Genomic DNA, 16,095 nt, shown 5'->3' with positions numbered 1-16,095 from the left:
GTGCTTATCAAAGCAACAAGGCGGATCAAGTTATCTTTGGCATTGCGGACAGAAGAAAGATGAGCGTCCGGATTGAACGATTCGCTTGATTTTCTTGCTGCATCCGGGGGTTACGCAGTCTTCGCCCTCGCGACCGTAAACCTGAAACCCATGCTGAAAATATCCCAGTTCGCCATCTGTTTGCTTGTAGTCGCGCAAAGATGATCCACCCGCGGCAATGGCTTCCGTAAGGACATCACGAATGATCGGAACCAGTGCGGCAATCCGCCTGGCGCTGATCTGCCCCGCTTTGCGGCGGGGGTGTATACCGGCACGAAACAGGACTTCGCACACATATATATTGCCTAGGCCAGCCACGACGGTTTGATCAAGCAGCGCGGATTTGATCGGTGTATTTCGACCCTTCAAGCGCGCGACCAGATGGGTTTCGTCAAAGCGATTGCCAAGCGGTTCCGGCCCCAGATCACGGATTAACCAATGCGCGTCCTGCGCGTCCGTTTGCATCAGATCCATCGCCCCGAACCTGCGGGCGTCGTTAAATGCGATACGCGCGCCGCCTGCCATATCCAGGACCACATGGTCATGTTTCACAAGTGCGGCCTGCGGATGCACAAAATTTCCGACCTTGTGTCCCGAGATCAGCATGCGGCCCGACATCCCCAGATGGATCAACAATGTTTCGGCGCTATCCAGATCAGCAAGAATATATTTCGAACGACGCCGCAGACCGATCACGCGCTTTCCGGTCAGTCGGGCCGCCATATTTTCAGGAAAGGGCCAGCGCAGATCGGGCCGGTTCACCAGCGCACGGGCGATCACCTGCCCTTCAAGAACAGGGGCCAACCCAGCCTTGACGGTTTCAACTTCTGGCAATTCTGGCATAACACCCAATCAGATTGTTGTTGCTGACCTCTCGTTAATGCAGGTGGATCGCAAGGCCCACAAGAATCCTGTCGGTGCCCCCGTGGCAGATTGACAGTTTGTCTCTTCCCCGAACTGCGTATAACCCCAAGATAGAAGTTTACCGGGTGGGACGCTGACCGTGACAGACAAGCCAGACACAACAACGCATTTTGGGTTCGAAACCGTTCGCGAAGATGAAAAGGCCGGCCGCGTGCAGGGCGTGTTTTCCTCGGTCGCCAGCAAATACGACATTATGAATGATGTGATGTCCGGCGGTGTTCACCGGATCTGGAAAGACGCCATGATGGATTGGCTTGCGCCACGCCCGGGCCAAAGGCTGCTGGATGTGGCTGGTGGGACGGGCGATATCTCGTTTCGGTTTTTGAAAAGGGCGGGTCACGGGCATGCAACCGTTCTCGATCTGACCGAGCCGATGCTGGTCGAGGGCCGCAAACGGGCCGAGGCTGCCCGCATGTCCGACAGTCTGGATTGGGTGGTCGGGGATGCAATGGCGCTGCCTTTCGAGGCCAACACGTTTGATGTTTACACAATCAGCTTCGGCATCCGAAACGTGACGCGCCCGCAAGAGGCGCTCGCCGAAGCCTACCGGGTCTTGCGGCCAGGCGGGCGGTTGATGGTTTTGGAGTTCAGTCAATTGCCGAACCCGATGATGCAGGCCGCCTATGATGCGTATTCGTTCAACGTGATCCCTCGCATGGGGCAGGTTATCGCGGGGGACCGCGATAGCTATCAATACCTGATTGAATCGATCCGGAAGTTTCCGGATCAGGATAGTTTCCTGGAAATGATCCGCGATGCGGGTTTCGAAAATGCGAAATACCGGAACATGACAATGGGCGTTGCCGCATTGCATTCCGGCTGGAAGATCTGATTTGCGCGGACCTCACAATATTATTCGTCTGATCCGAACGGGCGCGACGCTTGAACGGACAGGTGCCATGAAAGTGGTGCTTGACGCATTTGATGCCGGGCCACTTTTGCGGATCACATTTCGCACACTGGTTTGGCCCTTCCGGTGGCTGGGATATCAGGGTGATCTTTCGATGCCGCCAGCCCCCCGGGCGCTGACTGCGCTGGGCCCCGCCTACATCAAGTTTGGGCAGATCCTGTCTACCCGCCCGGATGTGGTGGGGGACGAGTTGGCCGTGCAGTTGCGCGTCTTGCAGGATAAGTTGCCGCCCTTCTCCATGCGGGAGGCCAAGGCCGCCTTGCAACACGAATTGGGTATGTCATTTGATCAGCTGTTTTCGACATTCTCGGAACCTGTTGCTGCAGCGTCATTGGCGCAGGTGCACAAGGCGCACTTGGCCGATACTGGCGAGGCTGTTGCCGTCAAGATCCTGCGCCCCGGGATCGAAAAGGCGTTTCGAAAGGATATCGACGCGTTCTACTTTGCCGCCCGTGTGATCGAGGTCTTGTCACCCGCATCCCGCCGTTTGCGGCCCATGGATGTGATCACCCATTTCGAAGGCGTCGTCATGGGCGAGCTTGATCTGCGTCTGGAAAGCGCTGCGGCTGCCGAATTTGCCGCCAATACCGAAACGGATTCAGGTTTTCAGGTACCCAAGATCCGTTGGCATTTGTCGGGCCGGCGGGTGATGACGCTGGACTGGGCAGAGGGCACCAATATCGGCATCAATGATGCGCTCGATAGCGCAGGTCATGACCGACGTGCGCTTGCCTCGCGGGTCTTGGAACTTTTTCTGAACCACGCCCTGCGCGATGGGTATTTTCATGGTGATATGCATCAAGGCAACCTGAAGGTGGCCGCGAATGGCGATATCATTGCATACGATTTCGGAATCATGGGCCGGATTGATGAATATACCCGCCGTGTCTATGCCGAGATCCTGTTTGGCTTCATTCGCAAGGATTACAATCGGGTCGCCGAGGTTCATTTCGAGGCGGGCTATGTTCCGGCGGATCGCGACGTGGACGAATTTGCGCGGGCGCTGCGCGCGGTGGGTGAGCCTATTTTTGGAATGGATGCCAGCCGGATTTCCATGGCGCGTTTGCTGAACTACCTCTTTGAAGTAACCGAACGTTTCGGGATGGAGACACGGACAGAACTCATCCTGCTTCAACGGACGATGGTGGTCGTGGAAGGGGTGGCCAGATCCCTCGACCCGCATATAAATATCTGGGAGGTCGCCCGCCCGGTCGTCGAGGACTACATCAAAAAAAGCATTGGCCCAAAGGCACTGCTTGCAGATTTGGCCAAGACGGCCCGCGTTCTGGCACGCTTTGGCCCGCAACTTCCCCAATTGGCCGAGGATGCCTTGATCCGGTTGAACAACCCGCCGCCACCGCCAAAACCGCAACGCCGGATCGCGCGGCTATCCTGGATGGCACTGGGCGGAACATTGGTGGGGCTTGGCGTCTGGATAAGCAACTTTCTCTAGGGTTCTAGCCCTGGGCCCGCTGATTGACTTACGCCTTGGGTCACTGGCCCATTTGACGCGGCAAACCAGCTTAAGTTGCCCTATCGACTTCATTGCACCCCCGACGCTTTGCAGTTGGGGCAATATCCCTGAAATTGTTCGGAAGATGGCTTTTCGCCGCTCTTGACTGGTATCAATTGGAACTGGCATCCGGCCCAACGCTGCCTTTTTCGAGGAGCGAGATGAGCCGCGCAGCGGATCTATACCCGTCGCTGCGCTATGGGTACGCTTGACTGTCAGGCGCTCGGATCCCGCAACGCCGTGACCTTGTCGCTTGTGACAGCTGCGCCACCTTCCAGGATCAAGACGGTCCCACTGCTCTCGGTGCGGACTTCGGTGATGCGGCTGTAGACGGCGGCGGGGGCTTGCGCGATGATTTCGTCACCGGACATGCTGACGACCTCAAACGAATAAAGGCCGCGATCCATTGGAAAACCGCCGGTATCAACGCCTGCCCATTCTATCGGATCCGATGTCACGGCAATATCAAAACGTTGCACCACGCTGCCCGCTTCATCACGGACGACAATCTCGGCCCGATCGGCAATCGCCTCGGGTCGCGGGGCGATGACAATTGGCTGCCCATCAAAGAACCCGGGGGCCTCGGCCCGGGCCTCTTTCCCAACCCAGTCTGCCATACCCGCCAATCCGCTTGTGTTCATTTGCGAGGTCAGGGATTTCAGCAGGTCATTCGTCAAAACCGCTTGTTCTACCCCAGAGAAGGTGGCGAGCTGCACAGCATAATCCGATGAATCGACGGGGTTTAACGGGTCCTGATTTTGCATCTGCACTGTAAGCATCCGCAAGAATGTCTCAAAATCCGAACTGATACCGCTTGTCGGACTATCCTGACTTGCTGCCGGGATTGGCGGCGGCGTTGTTGCGGTCGGGTTTGTCGAGATTTCCATATTATTGTCCTTATAGGCGCAAATCGAGGCCGCTGACTTTTGGCGCGCGCATAGTTTGTTCGCCCTCGTCACCGGAGTCTGATCCGGTAGCGCGGGCCTGATCTATTGATGCCGTTGCATCGTCTTCCTTTGTCTGCCGGCCTTGGCCATCAAAGGAAAAACCAATATTTTCGTAACCCAGTTCCCGAAACTCCTGCGCCAGCACGTCGATATGACGCCGCATGAGATCTGCAGTCTCGGGTCTTTCGGATGCGATATGCAGTGTAATTGTAGCATCAACTGCTGACATGCTAAGCCGGACGCGCCCAAGCTCTTTCGGGCTAAGCACAATTTCCGCCTTACCACCCGATTGCCCGCCGATGGCGACGGCCAGTTGGTTGGCAACCTGACGGGCCATATCAGGGTTACCGGTAGCACTAGGCGCTGTCGGCGCCGCAATCGTCGATGGTGCTGCCCGCTCTGCATTTGAACCTACCGCCAGCGGCGCATCAAACACCCCCTCCTGACGTGCAGGTTTCAAAGTGTCGTTTCCCGAGGGTTTCAGGTGTATTATCGGCACGGCAGCGGCGGTAGTTGCTTGGCTAGGCAACTGGGCAGTTTGCCGGTCGCCCGACGAAGCGTTCCCGACAGTTGACCACTCTCTGCGCGGTGGGTGATCAAAATCCTTGCGCTCGCGTGGCGATATGGTTTTTTCCATGGAAATGACTGTCTCACGGCCAGACTCAGCAGTGGCGACGGCCCTTTCTGCATTTTTTGCAGGCACGTCAATCTTGGCACCCTGCTGCGTCGTTTTGGAATCTACTGGTTTTTTGTCGCCGATAACAGCAGCTGCTGGGACGCGACTTTCAAACAGCGATTGCGCAGCATTCCCCTGACTACGGGCATCCGAAGTCTTGGTCGGAACAGGCATTTCGGCCTTGCTTTTAGATCCCTCTGGCGAAGCCGACATATCGTTGCGAGGGCCTTGCTGTGCCACGCCCTTGTCGTTGGCTCCCAGAGCGTTTGATGTCTTTTGTTCGCCTGTGAGCGGCAGAACAGGCTGTTGATCTGGCTTGAAATCCGGGTCGCTTACAGTTGACGCCTTTACCAATGGAATATCGGTTTGACCGTCAGCTGGTGCTGGACGCAGGAAATTCTCGGGCGTTTCGGTTGTGTCCGGGGAATTCTCCTCCACCACTTCCAAGGGAACCTCGGCGGCGACATCACCACCCAATTCAACCATATCCCCGAAAATAACCTCAAATCCTCGCTGACTATCGTCCGTCGCTAGGGCGCCGCCCTCTAGCATCACAGCAGCTGGCTTTGCTGTCAGATCGGTAAGCAAATTCGGTATCATCGCAGCCCCGGTAGAATCCATCTGACCTCTGTCTGGCACCAAAAACTTACTGATTGTTTACGGCTATCTGACAAATTGCCCTCGACCATGACGGAGAAGCCGATGACCACAATCCCAGTTCTGCCATCGCCACGCGGCGCACCCACATTGCCTGACTATGTCAAGAATGATGACAAGCTCAGAGACGCCGCAAACAAACTGGAAGCAACATTCCTGTCCGAAATGCTCAAATCCGCGGGCTTGGGCGCGCCGCGTGATGCGTTTGGCGGCGGCGCGGGCGAGGATCAGTTTGCGTCATTCCTGCGGGATGCGCAGGCAAAAGAGATGGTGGAGGCTGGGGGTATCGGCCTGGCAGAGGCCTTGTTCGAAGCAATGAAGCTACGTATGAATGTCTGAGGGCGCAGTCACCCGCATGCTAGCCTTGCTCAAGCAAGAGCGCGATGCATTGAAGAAGGGCGATTTTGCAATGCTCGATCGCTCCATTGAAGAGAAGCAGCGCCTCTTTGATGTGCTGCGCCGCTCGTCTTCGCCTGAGAAATACCTGCGCGAGGTTCACAATGCGCTGGTCGAGAATCAGGCACTAATTTCTGCAGCAATGTCTGGGGTGAAATCTGCCCAAAAAAGGCTCAAGATGTTGGACGAAATGCGCCACGGCATGACCGTTTATAATCGGGCCGGCGGCATGGCTATCGTTGCGAATCCGCAATCCAGCATCGAGAAGAAGGCCTGACTTAGCTAAAATTGCACGGAAAAGACGAGCGCTGATTAACGGCTTATTCAGGCAGATCTGGTCAAAGTGACATCACGCCATAAAGGCTAGCCCGGTGTGGAAAATGCGCCGGTGATCCTCGTCAGAACGACGTGTTCGTTGCGCTGCGGCGCATTCCCATGAACCAACCCGGCGCAAAGCGCCTTAAGAAAGGACCATGAAACATGTCCAGTATTCTGACAAATAACAGCGCAATGGTTGCGCTTCAGACACTCAAGTCGATCAATGGCGACCTGTCCAAGACACAGGCAATGATTTCGACCGGCAAGGAAGTCGGTTCTGCCCGCGACAACTCTGCCGTTTGGGCCATCTCAAAAGTGATGGAATCCGACGTAAAGGGTTTCAAAGCCATTTCCGAAAGCCTGTCCCTGGGCAGCTCATCTGTTGCGGTTGCACGTAACGGTGCAGAAACAGTGACCGACCTTCTGACCGATATGAAGGAGAAGATCGTCGCCGCGCAGGGTGAGAATGTTGATCGAACCAAACTGCAAGATGACGTTAATGCACTTACCGACCAGATTGCGTCTGTTGTTGGGGCTGCTCAATTCAACGGTTTGAACATGTTGCAAGGGACAGACGCGGTCAACGTGCTCTCCTCGCTTGACCGGTCGAATGACGGCACGGTGACATCGGCGAATATCTCTGTTGCACGTCAAGACCTTAGCACCGATGCGGGCGTTTTCGGAACAGGCGCCGATCTGAGCGCGAACGTGACTGCCGCTGACGGTGCAAACAGCTTGGCTGGCGCTGCAGGTAACCAATTCTCAAACGCTGGCAATACCATGACCATTGCGCTGGCAGCGACAACAGCCGCGGCGAGCAACACCTATAACCTTCAAGTTGCGGGTGAGACGGTGACATTTACGTCGCTGGCGACCGGCAACACGGCAACCAGTATTGCCGATGGTATTACTGCTGCTCTTAACGCCGCAGGCATCGAAGGTGTCTCGGCAACCGCTGCAACGGGTACAATCACACTTACATCATTGTCTAAGTTCGATGATGTTGAGGTGAATTTCTCGACGACTGATGCCACCGCAACCACCAACGTCAACGGTGGTGGTGCCGGTGCTGCGGGTGTTGGTTTCACGGGCGAGACGATTGACGCACGTGCTTCGACCCTGACGTTCTCGACGACGGCAGGTGTTGCTGAAGGCGACGGTTATCGTGCCTCCATCGGTGGGGTAAACTATGACTACGTTGCTGGTCCTGGTGAAACCTTTGAAGATGTTGCGCGGGGCCTGAAGACCGTCATTGACGGCGCTGGTGTAGCGAACATCTCAACCAACGTGAAACAGGATGCTGACACTGGTGCATGGGTCTTGCAGATCGACAATGACAGTGCGACTGATCTTGCGCTGCTGGATTCCGGTGCAGCCGGTGGTACGGCAACCGGTGGCCTGGTCGGGCTCGATAACCTTGATGTTACGACGGATGAGGGTGTTGCCGCCGCTTTGGCCAATATCGAGACTTATATCGATACCACCATTGATGCTGCGGCTGAGTTCGGTTCAAGCCAAGGCCGGATTGACACACAGTCCGAGTTCATCTCGAACCTGACAGACAGCTTGAAGTCCGGGATCGGCGCATTGGTGGATGCCGATATGGAAGAGGCGTCAGCCCGCTTGCAGGCCTTGCAGGTTCAGCAGCAGCTGGGTGTGCAGTCGCTCTCAATTGCGAACCAGGCACCGCAGACGATCCTGTCACTGTTCCGGTAAAGGAACCTGATGGCGCCGTGAAAGCGGCGCCATCACCATGAAATTCGGTGCGGTAAAACCGCACCTCGTTCTATCTTGTCCCGGAAGGACCTCTCGTGAACGTCATTGAGCAAGCCCGGCAAGCCTATGCCCCGACCCAAGTATCTGTCCGTAGCGAACGTTCCATTGAAGCGCAGCTGATAAGCCAAATCACTGCCCGCTTACGCAAAACATCGCAAGGTGCGGGCGCAAGCTATCCGCAAATGGTGACGGCACTTCATGAAAACCGCCGCATGTGGATCACAATGGCTGCCAGCGTCGCCGACAAGGACAACAGCCTTCCCCAGGAACTCCGCGCGCAGCTATTCTATCTGGCAGAGTTTACGGAACATCACACTCGGAATGTCATTCGTGGTACCGCTGATGTCGGACCACTGATCGAAATCAATACGGCCGTCATACGTGGGTTGAACGGACGGGAGGGCTGATTATGTCGGGCCTGGTTCTGAAGCTTAATCCAAAAGAGCGTGTTTTGGTAAATGGTGCGGTCATCGAGAATGGTGATCGGCGGAGTAGACTATCTATCCTGACACCAAACGCCAATATCCTGAGATTGCGCGATGCCATTCGCCCTGATGAGGTCAACACCCCGGTCCGCCGCGTCTGTTATATCGCGCAGTTGGTCTTGTCCGGCGACGTAGCAGAAGATGATGCGTACCATCAAATCATGCGCGGGATAGAACAGCTAAGCCAAGCCCTGCGAGACGATGACAGTCGGGCAACGTTGGATACGGCGACAGAGGCGGTCGGTCGTAAGGATTTTTATCGCACACTGAAAACACTCCGAAACCTGCTCCCACGCGAGGCGCGGTTGTTGGCAGGTCATCAGTCATGACGTTTCAGCCGGTTGTTCCATTGTCTGGATATGTCGGTTGGCGTTTTTTGGAACGTACGCTGGACAACCAGCAACAGGCCTACAGCACTAGCCAGCCTATCATGCGTGCGACGGACTATTTTCGTGAAAATATCGCCGACGTCGTAACCGCGGAACAATTGGTCAGTGATCGGCAGCTGTTATCCGTTGCGCTGGGTGCCTTTGGGCTCGACGACGACATCGACAACCGCTTCTTCATCCAAACCATTCTGGAAGAGGGAACGTTGGATGACGATGCATTGGCAAACCGCCTGGCAGATCCGCGCTATGCTGACTTCGCCCGCACATTTGGTTTTGGGGACCGCATCCTGGCGCGGACCAGTCTGACCAGTTTTCCAGACGAGATCATCGCGCGCTTTGAAACGCGTCAGTTCGAGCGCGCGGTGGGTGAGCAGAACAATGATTTGCGTCTGGCAATGAACGTAGAGGATGGTCTGTCGGACATTCTGGATCGAACCCAAAGCGAGACCGCGCAATGGTTCTCGATCATGGGCAATCCGCCCTTACGAAACGTATTCCAAACCGCCCTTGGGTTGCCGACAAGTATTGCCAGTATTGATTTGGACAAACAGCTGGACGTTTTTCAAGAGCGTTCGAGATCTGTCTTTGGAACCGACAAAATCGCTGATTTTCAGGATCCGGAGCAGCAAGAAAACCTGATACGCATGTTCCTGGTGCGTGCGGAGGCTGCAAGCATCAACACCGTATCCGGCGGCTCGGCGGCGTTGACCCTTCTGCAGTCAGCACCCTCTTTGTTTGGGTAGCTTATGCTGGTTTCCCAACCGCCTCTGAATGCATTTGGCTGCTGCTCAGTGCTTGCCGCAATTTGGCGAAATGAGCCTGTGCCCCCCGACCGTCATTAATACTCAGAAAAGCGTCCAGCGCCGGCGCGCACGCGATGGCGTTGTCAATCGCCTTGTCTGAGCCAGCAGAATAGAGGCCCGCCTGGATCATCAAAGCAGATCTGTCATAGGTGCCAAGTGCCCCACGTGCCTGGGAAATAAATGTGTTTTCCTGATCGGTAGCAACACCAGGCAATGCGCGCGAGACTGAGCGCAGAACATCAATTGCCGGAAAGCGCCCGCGTTCAGCAATTTCGCGATCCAGCACGATGTGTCCGTCTAAAACGCCCCGCAGCATGTCAGCTATTGGTTCTTCCATGTCGGATCCTGCCACAAGAACTGTGAAAACTGCGGTGATATCACCGCCTTGACCTGTGCCGGGGCCCGCCCGCTCGCACAGCGCGGCGATGGAGGGGCCTGTCGTGGCAGGAAACCCCCTGAGATTTGCGGTTTCCCCGGCCGCGACGGCAACCTCCCGATGCGCCTCGCAAAACCGGGTGACTGAATCCATCAATAGCAAGACCTGCAGACCCTCATCGCGAAAATATTCGGCCACCGACATCGCCGCCCACGCACAGCGGCGCCGAACCTGCGGCGCCTGATCAGAGGTCGCGGCAACGACAACCGACTTCTTCATTCCTTCCGCGCCTAGCACCTCTTCGATAAAGTGCCGCAATTCGCGGCCGCGCTCGCCCACCAAACCAATGACGATGACATCCGCCGCGACGCCACGGGCAAGATCAGCAATCAGCGTGGACTTTCCGACACCTGATCCGGCGAATAAGCCGATCCGTTGCCCTTTGGCCAAAGGCAGCAAGGTGTTGAAAACAGCGATTCCCGTTTCCAGCCGTTCCCCCATCGGGCGCCGTTGATGCGCGGCGGGGGGAGCATGCGCAAATTGCGCTGCGTCAACCCCGGCAAAAGGGTTTTGCCATCAATAGGCACGCCGTCCGGGTCAATCACCCGCCCAATCCAACTGATATCGGGCGCAAATTTGGGGGGTGCCTTCAACACGACCCTATCGTTGATACAAATACCATCGGCCAACCCATCGGTCAGGATATGTGCGACATCCGGTTCCAGCCTGACGACCTCGCCGGAAATTGCACGTGATGCCGTATGGATTTCCGCGCGATCACCCACGCGGGCGACCGCGGAAACTCCCGAAACTTGAACCGTACCGGCCGCAACTGCAGTCACCCGTCCCACAGGATGCGTTGCCTTGAGGTCTGCGATGGCGCTGGTGATCTGCGCTAGAATTTTTTCTGCCATAATCGCCTCTTCCCGTTAACCACTCACGTCTTCTTAAGGAATCAGCCTTAATCATTCGTTTCAGGAACCGAGGGAGAAGCCCCGATGTTTGATTCACTGGATATATTCCAGACGGCAACAGCGATGGCGCGCCATGCAGGCGCACGCCAGGCGATTGTTGCGCAAAATATTGCCAATGCCGATACGCCGGGTTTTCAGGCGCAGGCCATTGCACCCTTTTCAGAAACATATCAATCGACGGGCGCCACGCAGATGCGGACGACGCGCAGTGGCCATGTTTCGGGTAGCGCCATCGGTGTGGCACAGGTTGAACTGGCCGCAGCCGGTAGCGAGCCCGCGCCAAATGGCAACACGGTCTCACTGGAAGAAGAGTTGTTGAACTCTGTCGCTATCAGCCGCGAACACGATCGGGCGCTGGCTGTTTATCGCCACGCCATGACAGTGCTGCGTACCACATTAGGCAGGTCATAAGGACGTAAACATGACTGATTTCAGTAACGCCATGTCGGTTGCCGCAAGCGGGATGAAGGCGCAAGCCAGTCGCCTGCGGCACGTATCGGAAAATATCGCAAATACCGATACGCCGGGGTATCAGCGCAAGGTCATATCCTTCGAGGAAGAAGTGGCACAAGGCATGCGGTCAGGCGCCGTCGTCACCGGCCCGATGCGCCTGGATCAAACCGAACTGACACGCATCTATGACCCTGCAAATCCGCTGGCGGATGCCAGCGGGCATTACGACGGGTCCAACGTCAATTTGCTGGTCGAAATTGCGGACGCCCGCGAGGCGCAACGCAGCTACGAGGCAAACCTAAAAATGTTCGATCAGGTGCGACAAATGTCGTCTGCCCTGATGGACCTGCTAAGAAACTAAAGGAGATATGTGATGGATATTAGCGCTCTTGTCGCCCAGAATTATGCGGCTAGTAAATCAGTAACGTCGCCCGCTGAAACTGGTGGTGGCGCCGCTATTATGGGTGCGTCACAGGATTTCATGTCGACCCTCAAGGCAAGCGAGGCAACGGCAATGCAGGCCATGACCAGCGGTGCTGATCCGCATGCGCTGGTCCAGGCCTTGGCACAAACCGAACTGGCCGTGCAGACCGCGGTTACCGTGCGGGACAAGGTGGTTGAGGCCTATCAAGAGATTTTGCGTATGCCCGTCTGATGGATGAGGCGCTTTTCTACGACACGTTGCGGCAGGGCCTGTGGGTCGCGTTTGTGATTTCCATCCCGATCCTGACAGTTGCGTTGATGGCTGGTCTGATCGTGGGCCTATTTCAGGCGCTGACCTCAATTCAGGAAATGACGCTGACATTTGTCCCCAAGCTGGCTGCAATCGTCGCTGTTTTCTGGCTGAGCATGGCCTTCATGTCCGAAACCCTGGTGAGCTTGTTCAAGGACACGCTCGTCCCGATCATAGCCGGAGGCTGAAAATGGATAACGCATCATATACCGCGCTCACCCGGCAATCGGGCTTGATGAACGAGTTGCGGACACTCGCCAACAATATTGCGAACACATCAACGACGGGGTTCCGGGCCGAGGGCGTTATGTTTTCCGAACATGTCAAAGCGCTTGGGCCGGATGCAAGTTCGCTTTCAATGGCGACTGCGGCGGTGCGCGATACCGTGATGCAGCAGGGCAGCCTGTCGCAAACCGGTGGTCGGTTTGACCTTGCGATTGAGGGGGACGGGTTCTTTCTGGTCGAAAGCCCAAATGGGCAGCGGCTGACCCGCGCGGGTGCGTTCGGCCCAAATGAAAACGGCGATCTGGTGACGGCGGATGGCTATCCTGTTCTGGATGCGGGCGGTGCCCCGGTTTTTGTACCGCAGGGCGTTGGTCAAATCGGGATTGGACCCGACGGAACGATCAGTGCCGGCGGCCAGCCGATTGGACAGATCGGGTTGGTTGTACCGGTCGATCCCAACCAGATGATCCGCGAAGGCGGCGTGATGTTTGACGCCCGTGGCGGTTTTGAACCTGCCCTGGATGGCCGGATGCTGCAGGGCTTTTTGGAAGATTCCAACGTCAATCCGATCTTGCAGGTCAGCCGCATGATCGAGGTGCAGCGCGCCTATGAGCTGGGCCAAAGTTTTATGGACAAAGAGGATGAGCGCATTCGCAGCGTCATCCAGGCAATTCGCCGATAAAGGAGAAATAACATGCGTGCCTTGAAAATAGCTGCCGCTGGTATGTCGGCGCAACAAATGCGGGTTGAGGTGATTTCAAACAACCTCGCCAATATGAATACGACTGGCTACAACGCCCGCCGGGCGGAGTTTGCCGATCTTCACTATCAACAACTTGCCCGGCCAGGAACGATCAATGCATCCGACGGGACGGTGCTGCCCACCGGCGTTCAGCTTGGACTCGGGGTCCGGTCCAGCGCAATTTCCGTGATGCTGAGCCAGGGATCGCTGGCGGCAACTGGCGGTGATCTCGACCTCGCGATCGAGGGTGATGGTTATCTGGAAGTAACCCTGCCGTCGGGCGTTTCGGCCTACACGCGTGATGGCGGGCTGAAATTGACCGGCGACGGACAGATTGTAACGTCCGATGGGTATCCGGTTGTGCCAGATATCACCATTCCACGCGACACCCGCTCCATTTCCATCAATGCAGAGGGGGAGGTTTATGGCTACTTCAACGATCAGGTGCAGCCACAACTGCTCGGCCAATTCTCCCTGGCAGGCTTTACCAATGCCAAGGGGCTAGCGGCGATTGGGTCCAATCTGTTCCTTGAAACACCGGCTTCCGGGCCATCGGCGGTCGCGACGCCCGGCACGGATGGTCTGGGGGTCCTTCGGCAAGGATATCTGGAAGACAGCTCTGTCGACCCGGTGCGCGAGGTGACCGATCTGATTGAGGCGCAGCGCGGGTACGAGCTGAATTCAAAGGTGATCACAGCTGCGGATCAGATGCTTAGCGCAATGGTCCAGCTAAGATGAGGTGGGCGGTTCTTCTTTGGCTTTTGATACCTGGCGCATCCTTCGCGGACACAGTGGTCGCTGCCCGGACCATCCCCGCACAATCGCTAATCATGCCCGATGACATCGTCATGCACGAGCGGGATATTCCGGGCGGGGTCAAGGACCCTGCAACCATTATCGGCATGGAGGCGCGCGTGGCGCTTTACGCCGGTCGGCCCATTCGTCCCGGCGATGTCGGTTTTCCGGCAGTGGTCGAACGAAACCAGATCATTTTTTTGCACTATCAGCGCAACGGTCTGATGATTTCGACAGAAGGCAGGGCGCTGGGCCGCGGCGGTCCGGGTGACATCATCCGGGTGATGAACCTCAGCTCGCGCAGTACGGTCACGGCACAGATTGGCACGGATGGGGCGGGTTATGTTGCACGGTAAGGCGTTGAAGAAGGCTATCGCATCTCTTGCCCTGCTTCTTGTTTGCGGATGCAGCAGCACCCCTGTGGGAAAACCGCCACCATTTTCACCGATGGATCGGGCGATTGAACGCAATGCAATGATTGATCCCGGCACTCCGGCTGCCATTCAGGCGACTGCGCTGGCCCCATCATCGCGCGCATCGCTATGGACGGGTGCGCGCGGATCACTGCTGGGTGATCGTCGGGCCATGCAGCGCGGCGATATCATGACAGTGGTTATCGAAATCGACGACCGGGCCGAGATTTCCAACTCGACCGACAGATCCAGGTCGGCATCTCAGCAGGCCGGGATTCCACAACTCCTGGGCATTCCACAACGGATTGATCCGCGGTTGCCTGAAGGCGCGTCATCGGCCGACCTCGTCGACCTTAGCTCGTCCAGTTCAACCTCGGGCGATGGCAGCGTGCGTCGCAATGAAAAACTGACCCTTCGGGTGGCCGCAACGATCATTGATGTGCTGCCGAATGGCGTTCTTGCAATTGTCGGTCAGCAAGAGGTGCGGGTCAATTTCGAACTGCGCGAGTTGATGGTCACTGGCTATGTCAGGCCAGAAGACATCACCCGCCAGAATGAAATCACCTATGACAAGATTGCCTCTGCGCGGATTTCATATGGGGGCCGTGGCCAGATCACTGACATGCAGCAGCCACGCTACGGTCAGCAAATCCTCGAAGCCACCCTGCCGTTTTGACCTGATCGGAGCCGCCTGATGATGAAATTGTTGTTGCCGCTAATTCTGCTTTTGTTGGGCGTGGGTGGTGGTGTTGCCGCGGGGCTGGTATTGAAACCTGCCCCCACCGAAACAGCAGAAGAAGGCGAGGATGCGCCGGGTGAAGATAAGGCGACAGCTGAAAAACCCCCAGCTGCAGACGAATCCACCGGCGACAAGGAATATGCCAAGCTGAACAATCAATTTATCGTTCCAGTCATCGAAAACGGCGCGGTGGCTGCGATGGTTGTGATGTCTCTGAGTGTCGAGGTCGAGGCTGGCGCGCGTACAACCGTTTTCGCGGTCGAGCCCAAACTGCGGGACGGGTTCCTGCAGGTCATGTTTGATCACGCCAATATCGGCGGATTTTCCGGGAATTTCACGTCAGGGACCAACATGCGGGCATTGCGCAGTGAATTGCAGCGCGTCGCGCGGACCATCGCGGGCCCGCAGGTCACAGATGTCTTGATCGTGGATATCTTGCGTCAGGATTCGTAGTCGATCTTTCGGCGACGCCTGACCTGTTCTTCAACTATCTGCTGCGCCAACAATTGATCCGCTGCCTGGTCTTGACCAAAAGCATGTTTCAGCCGCCGCCGGCAAACATCTTGTCTGGCCATGACTTGCGCCAACTCTGTATTGATCGCAGCGCGACGTTGGTCGGCCCATTTCTGCCACCTGATGTCTGCGCCAGCTGCAAGGGCAGGATCATCTGTTTGGCGATCTGCACGCGCAAGCGCGTGCTTGCTTTCAACCAACTGGTCAAGATTACGTCGCAACCCATTTGCCTGGTTCACCAGATCATTCATTTCGGCCTGTACCACCTGCAAACGCAGTTTTGCGACTTCGCCCAACCT

At 56.6% G+C, this 16,095-nt stretch carries 21 protein-coding genes and 1 pseudogene; 17 read left to right on the top strand and 5 right to left on the bottom strand.

The features are described from left to right. Positions 1 to 30: 30 nt before the first annotated feature. Positions 31 to 882: a bifunctional DNA-formamidopyrimidine glycosylase/DNA-(apurinic or apyrimidinic site) lyase gene (gene mutM / locus AABB31_RS15240; RefSeq protein ID WP_342077331.1), complete on the bottom strand. Its 852-nt coding sequence runs from the start codon at positions 880 to 882 to the stop codon at positions 31 to 33. A gap of 160 nt (positions 883 to 1,042) precedes the next feature. Between mutM and ubiE the strand changes: the two genes are divergently transcribed. Both ubiE and ubiB read left to right on the top strand, forming a co-directional pair. Beyond that, positions 1,043 to 1,795, top strand: coding sequence for a bifunctional demethylmenaquinone methyltransferase/2-methoxy-6-polyprenyl-1,4-benzoquinol methylase UbiE (ubiE, locus tag AABB31_RS15235; protein ID WP_342077332.1), 753 nt, complete (start codon positions 1,043 to 1,045; stop codon positions 1,793 to 1,795). Between the two features lies 1 nt (position 1,796). Further along, positions 1,797 to 3,326 carry a 2-polyprenylphenol 6-hydroxylase gene (gene ubiB, locus AABB31_RS15230; protein ID WP_373634930.1) on the top strand — a complete coding sequence of 510 codons (1,530 nt, stop codon included), beginning with the start codon at positions 1,797 to 1,799 and terminating at the stop codon, positions 3,324 to 3,326. A 275-nt stretch (positions 3,327 to 3,601) separates the two neighbouring features. On the opposite strand, the gene AABB31_RS15225 is transcribed toward ubiB, so the two are convergent. Then, a complete protein-coding gene (locus tag AABB31_RS15225; RefSeq protein ID WP_342077333.1) occupies positions 3,602 to 4,273 on the bottom strand; it encodes a flagellar hook capping FlgD N-terminal domain-containing protein in 672 nt (223 codons plus the stop codon). 10 nt (positions 4,274 to 4,283) lie between these two features. Then, entirely contained in the window at positions 4,284 to 5,630 is a 1,347-nt protein-coding gene (locus AABB31_RS15220) for a flagellar hook-length control protein FliK (RefSeq protein WP_342077334.1), read from the bottom strand. Positions 5,631 to 5,711: 81 nt separating this feature from the next. On the opposite strand from AABB31_RS15220, the gene AABB31_RS15215 reads away from it, so the two are divergent. The 6 genes from AABB31_RS15215 to AABB31_RS15190 all read left to right on the top strand — a co-directional run bounded on the left by AABB31_RS15215 (position 5,712) and on the right by AABB31_RS15190 (position 9,773). Then, the gene (locus AABB31_RS15215) at positions 5,712 to 6,005 is read left to right on the top strand and encodes a rod-binding protein (protein WP_342077335.1); all 294 of its coding nucleotides are present in this window, start codon (positions 5,712 to 5,714) and stop codon (positions 6,003 to 6,005) included. Beyond that, the gene (locus tag AABB31_RS15210; RefSeq protein WP_373634929.1) at positions 5,998 to 6,339 is read left to right on the top strand and encodes a hypothetical protein; all 342 of its coding nucleotides are present in this window, start codon (positions 5,998 to 6,000) and stop codon (positions 6,337 to 6,339) included. The genes AABB31_RS15215 and AABB31_RS15210 overlap by 8 nt, the downstream gene beginning before the upstream one ends. A 203-nt stretch (positions 6,340 to 6,542) precedes the next feature. After that, positions 6,543 to 8,096: a flagellin gene (locus AABB31_RS15205; protein ID WP_342077337.1), complete on the top strand. Its 1,554-nt coding sequence runs from the start codon at positions 6,543 to 6,545 to the stop codon at positions 8,094 to 8,096. Between the two features lie 95 nt (positions 8,097 to 8,191). Beyond that, on the top strand, positions 8,192 to 8,563 hold the full coding sequence (flaF, locus tag AABB31_RS15200; protein ID WP_342077338.1) for a flagellar biosynthesis regulator FlaF: 372 nt from the start codon (positions 8,192 to 8,194) through the stop codon (positions 8,561 to 8,563). 2 nt (positions 8,564 to 8,565) lie between these two features. Beyond that, positions 8,566 to 8,970, top strand: coding sequence for a flagellar biosynthesis repressor FlbT (gene flbT / locus AABB31_RS15195; protein ID WP_342077339.1), 405 nt, complete (start codon positions 8,566 to 8,568; stop codon positions 8,968 to 8,970). Beyond that, positions 8,967 to 9,773 carry a DUF1217 domain-containing protein gene (locus tag AABB31_RS15190; RefSeq protein WP_342077340.1) on the top strand — a complete coding sequence of 269 codons (807 nt, stop codon included), beginning with the start codon at positions 8,967 to 8,969 and terminating at the stop codon, positions 9,771 to 9,773. Before flbT ends, AABB31_RS15190 begins: the two co-directional genes overlap by 4 nt. A gap of 1 nt (position 9,774) precedes the next feature. Here AABB31_RS15190 and AABB31_RS15185 read toward each other — a convergent pair. Next, a pseudogene (locus AABB31_RS15185) lies at positions 9,775 to 11,123 on the bottom strand (FliI/YscN family ATPase). 84 nt (positions 11,124 to 11,207) lie between these two features. Here AABB31_RS15185 and AABB31_RS15180 point away from each other — a divergent pair. From AABB31_RS15180 to AABB31_RS15140, 9 genes are read left to right on the top strand one after another with little or no spacing between them, the layout of a single operon-like run. Continuing rightward, positions 11,208 to 11,594 (top strand): FlgB family protein, encoded by a 387-nt coding sequence (locus AABB31_RS15180; protein ID WP_342077341.1) that lies wholly within the window; start codon positions 11,208 to 11,210, stop codon positions 11,592 to 11,594. A 10-nt stretch (positions 11,595 to 11,604) separates the two neighbouring features. Further along, on the top strand, positions 11,605 to 11,997 hold the full coding sequence (gene flgC, locus AABB31_RS15175; RefSeq protein ID WP_342077342.1) for a flagellar basal body rod protein FlgC: 393 nt from the start codon (positions 11,605 to 11,607) through the stop codon (positions 11,995 to 11,997). A 12-nt stretch (positions 11,998 to 12,009) separates the two neighbouring features. Continuing rightward, positions 12,010 to 12,291 (top strand): flagellar hook-basal body complex protein FliE, encoded by a 282-nt coding sequence (fliE, locus tag AABB31_RS15170; RefSeq protein ID WP_342077343.1) that lies wholly within the window; start codon positions 12,010 to 12,012, stop codon positions 12,289 to 12,291. After that, a complete protein-coding gene (locus AABB31_RS15165; protein ID WP_342077344.1) occupies positions 12,291 to 12,557 on the top strand; it encodes a flagellar biosynthetic protein FliQ in 267 nt (88 codons plus the stop codon). The genes fliE and AABB31_RS15165 overlap by 1 nt, the downstream gene beginning before the upstream one ends. Positions 12,558 to 12,559: 2 nt before the next feature. Then, positions 12,560 to 13,276, top strand: coding sequence for a flagellar hook-basal body complex protein (locus AABB31_RS15160; RefSeq protein WP_342077345.1), 717 nt, complete (start codon positions 12,560 to 12,562; stop codon positions 13,274 to 13,276). 12 nt (positions 13,277 to 13,288) lie between these two features. Then, positions 13,289 to 14,074 carry a flagellar basal-body rod protein FlgG gene (flgG, locus tag AABB31_RS15155; RefSeq protein WP_342077346.1) on the top strand — a complete coding sequence of 262 codons (786 nt, stop codon included), beginning with the start codon at positions 13,289 to 13,291 and terminating at the stop codon, positions 14,072 to 14,074. Next, positions 14,071 to 14,487, top strand: a complete 417-nt coding sequence (gene flgA / locus AABB31_RS15150) for a flagellar basal body P-ring formation chaperone FlgA (RefSeq protein WP_342077347.1) — start codon at positions 14,071 to 14,073, stop codon at positions 14,485 to 14,487. The genes flgG and flgA overlap by 4 nt, the downstream gene beginning before the upstream one ends. Next, positions 14,474 to 15,220 carry a flagellar basal body L-ring protein FlgH gene (flgH, locus tag AABB31_RS15145; RefSeq protein WP_342077348.1) on the top strand — a complete coding sequence of 249 codons (747 nt, stop codon included), beginning with the start codon at positions 14,474 to 14,476 and terminating at the stop codon, positions 15,218 to 15,220. Before flgA ends, flgH begins: the two co-directional genes overlap by 14 nt. A gap of 18 nt (positions 15,221 to 15,238) precedes the next feature. Continuing rightward, positions 15,239 to 15,736 carry a flagellar basal body-associated FliL family protein gene (locus tag AABB31_RS15140; protein ID WP_342077349.1) on the top strand — a complete coding sequence of 166 codons (498 nt, stop codon included), beginning with the start codon at positions 15,239 to 15,241 and terminating at the stop codon, positions 15,734 to 15,736. On the opposite strand, the gene AABB31_RS15135 is transcribed toward AABB31_RS15140, so the two are convergent. Continuing rightward, complete coding sequence (locus tag AABB31_RS15135) at positions 15,724 to 16,092, bottom strand: hypothetical protein (RefSeq protein WP_342077350.1); 369 nt, start codon at positions 16,090 to 16,092, stop codon at positions 15,724 to 15,726. The two genes, AABB31_RS15140 and AABB31_RS15135, sit on opposite strands and share 13 nt — an antisense overlap. Positions 16,093 to 16,095 lie beyond the last annotated feature (3 nt).

The organism is Yoonia sp. SS1-5, from assembly GCF_038443705.2.
Classification (GTDB): domain Bacteria; phylum Pseudomonadota; class Alphaproteobacteria; order Rhodobacterales; family Rhodobacteraceae; genus Yoonia; species Yoonia rhodophyticola.
This window is presented reverse-complemented; position numbering and strand designations above follow the sequence as displayed.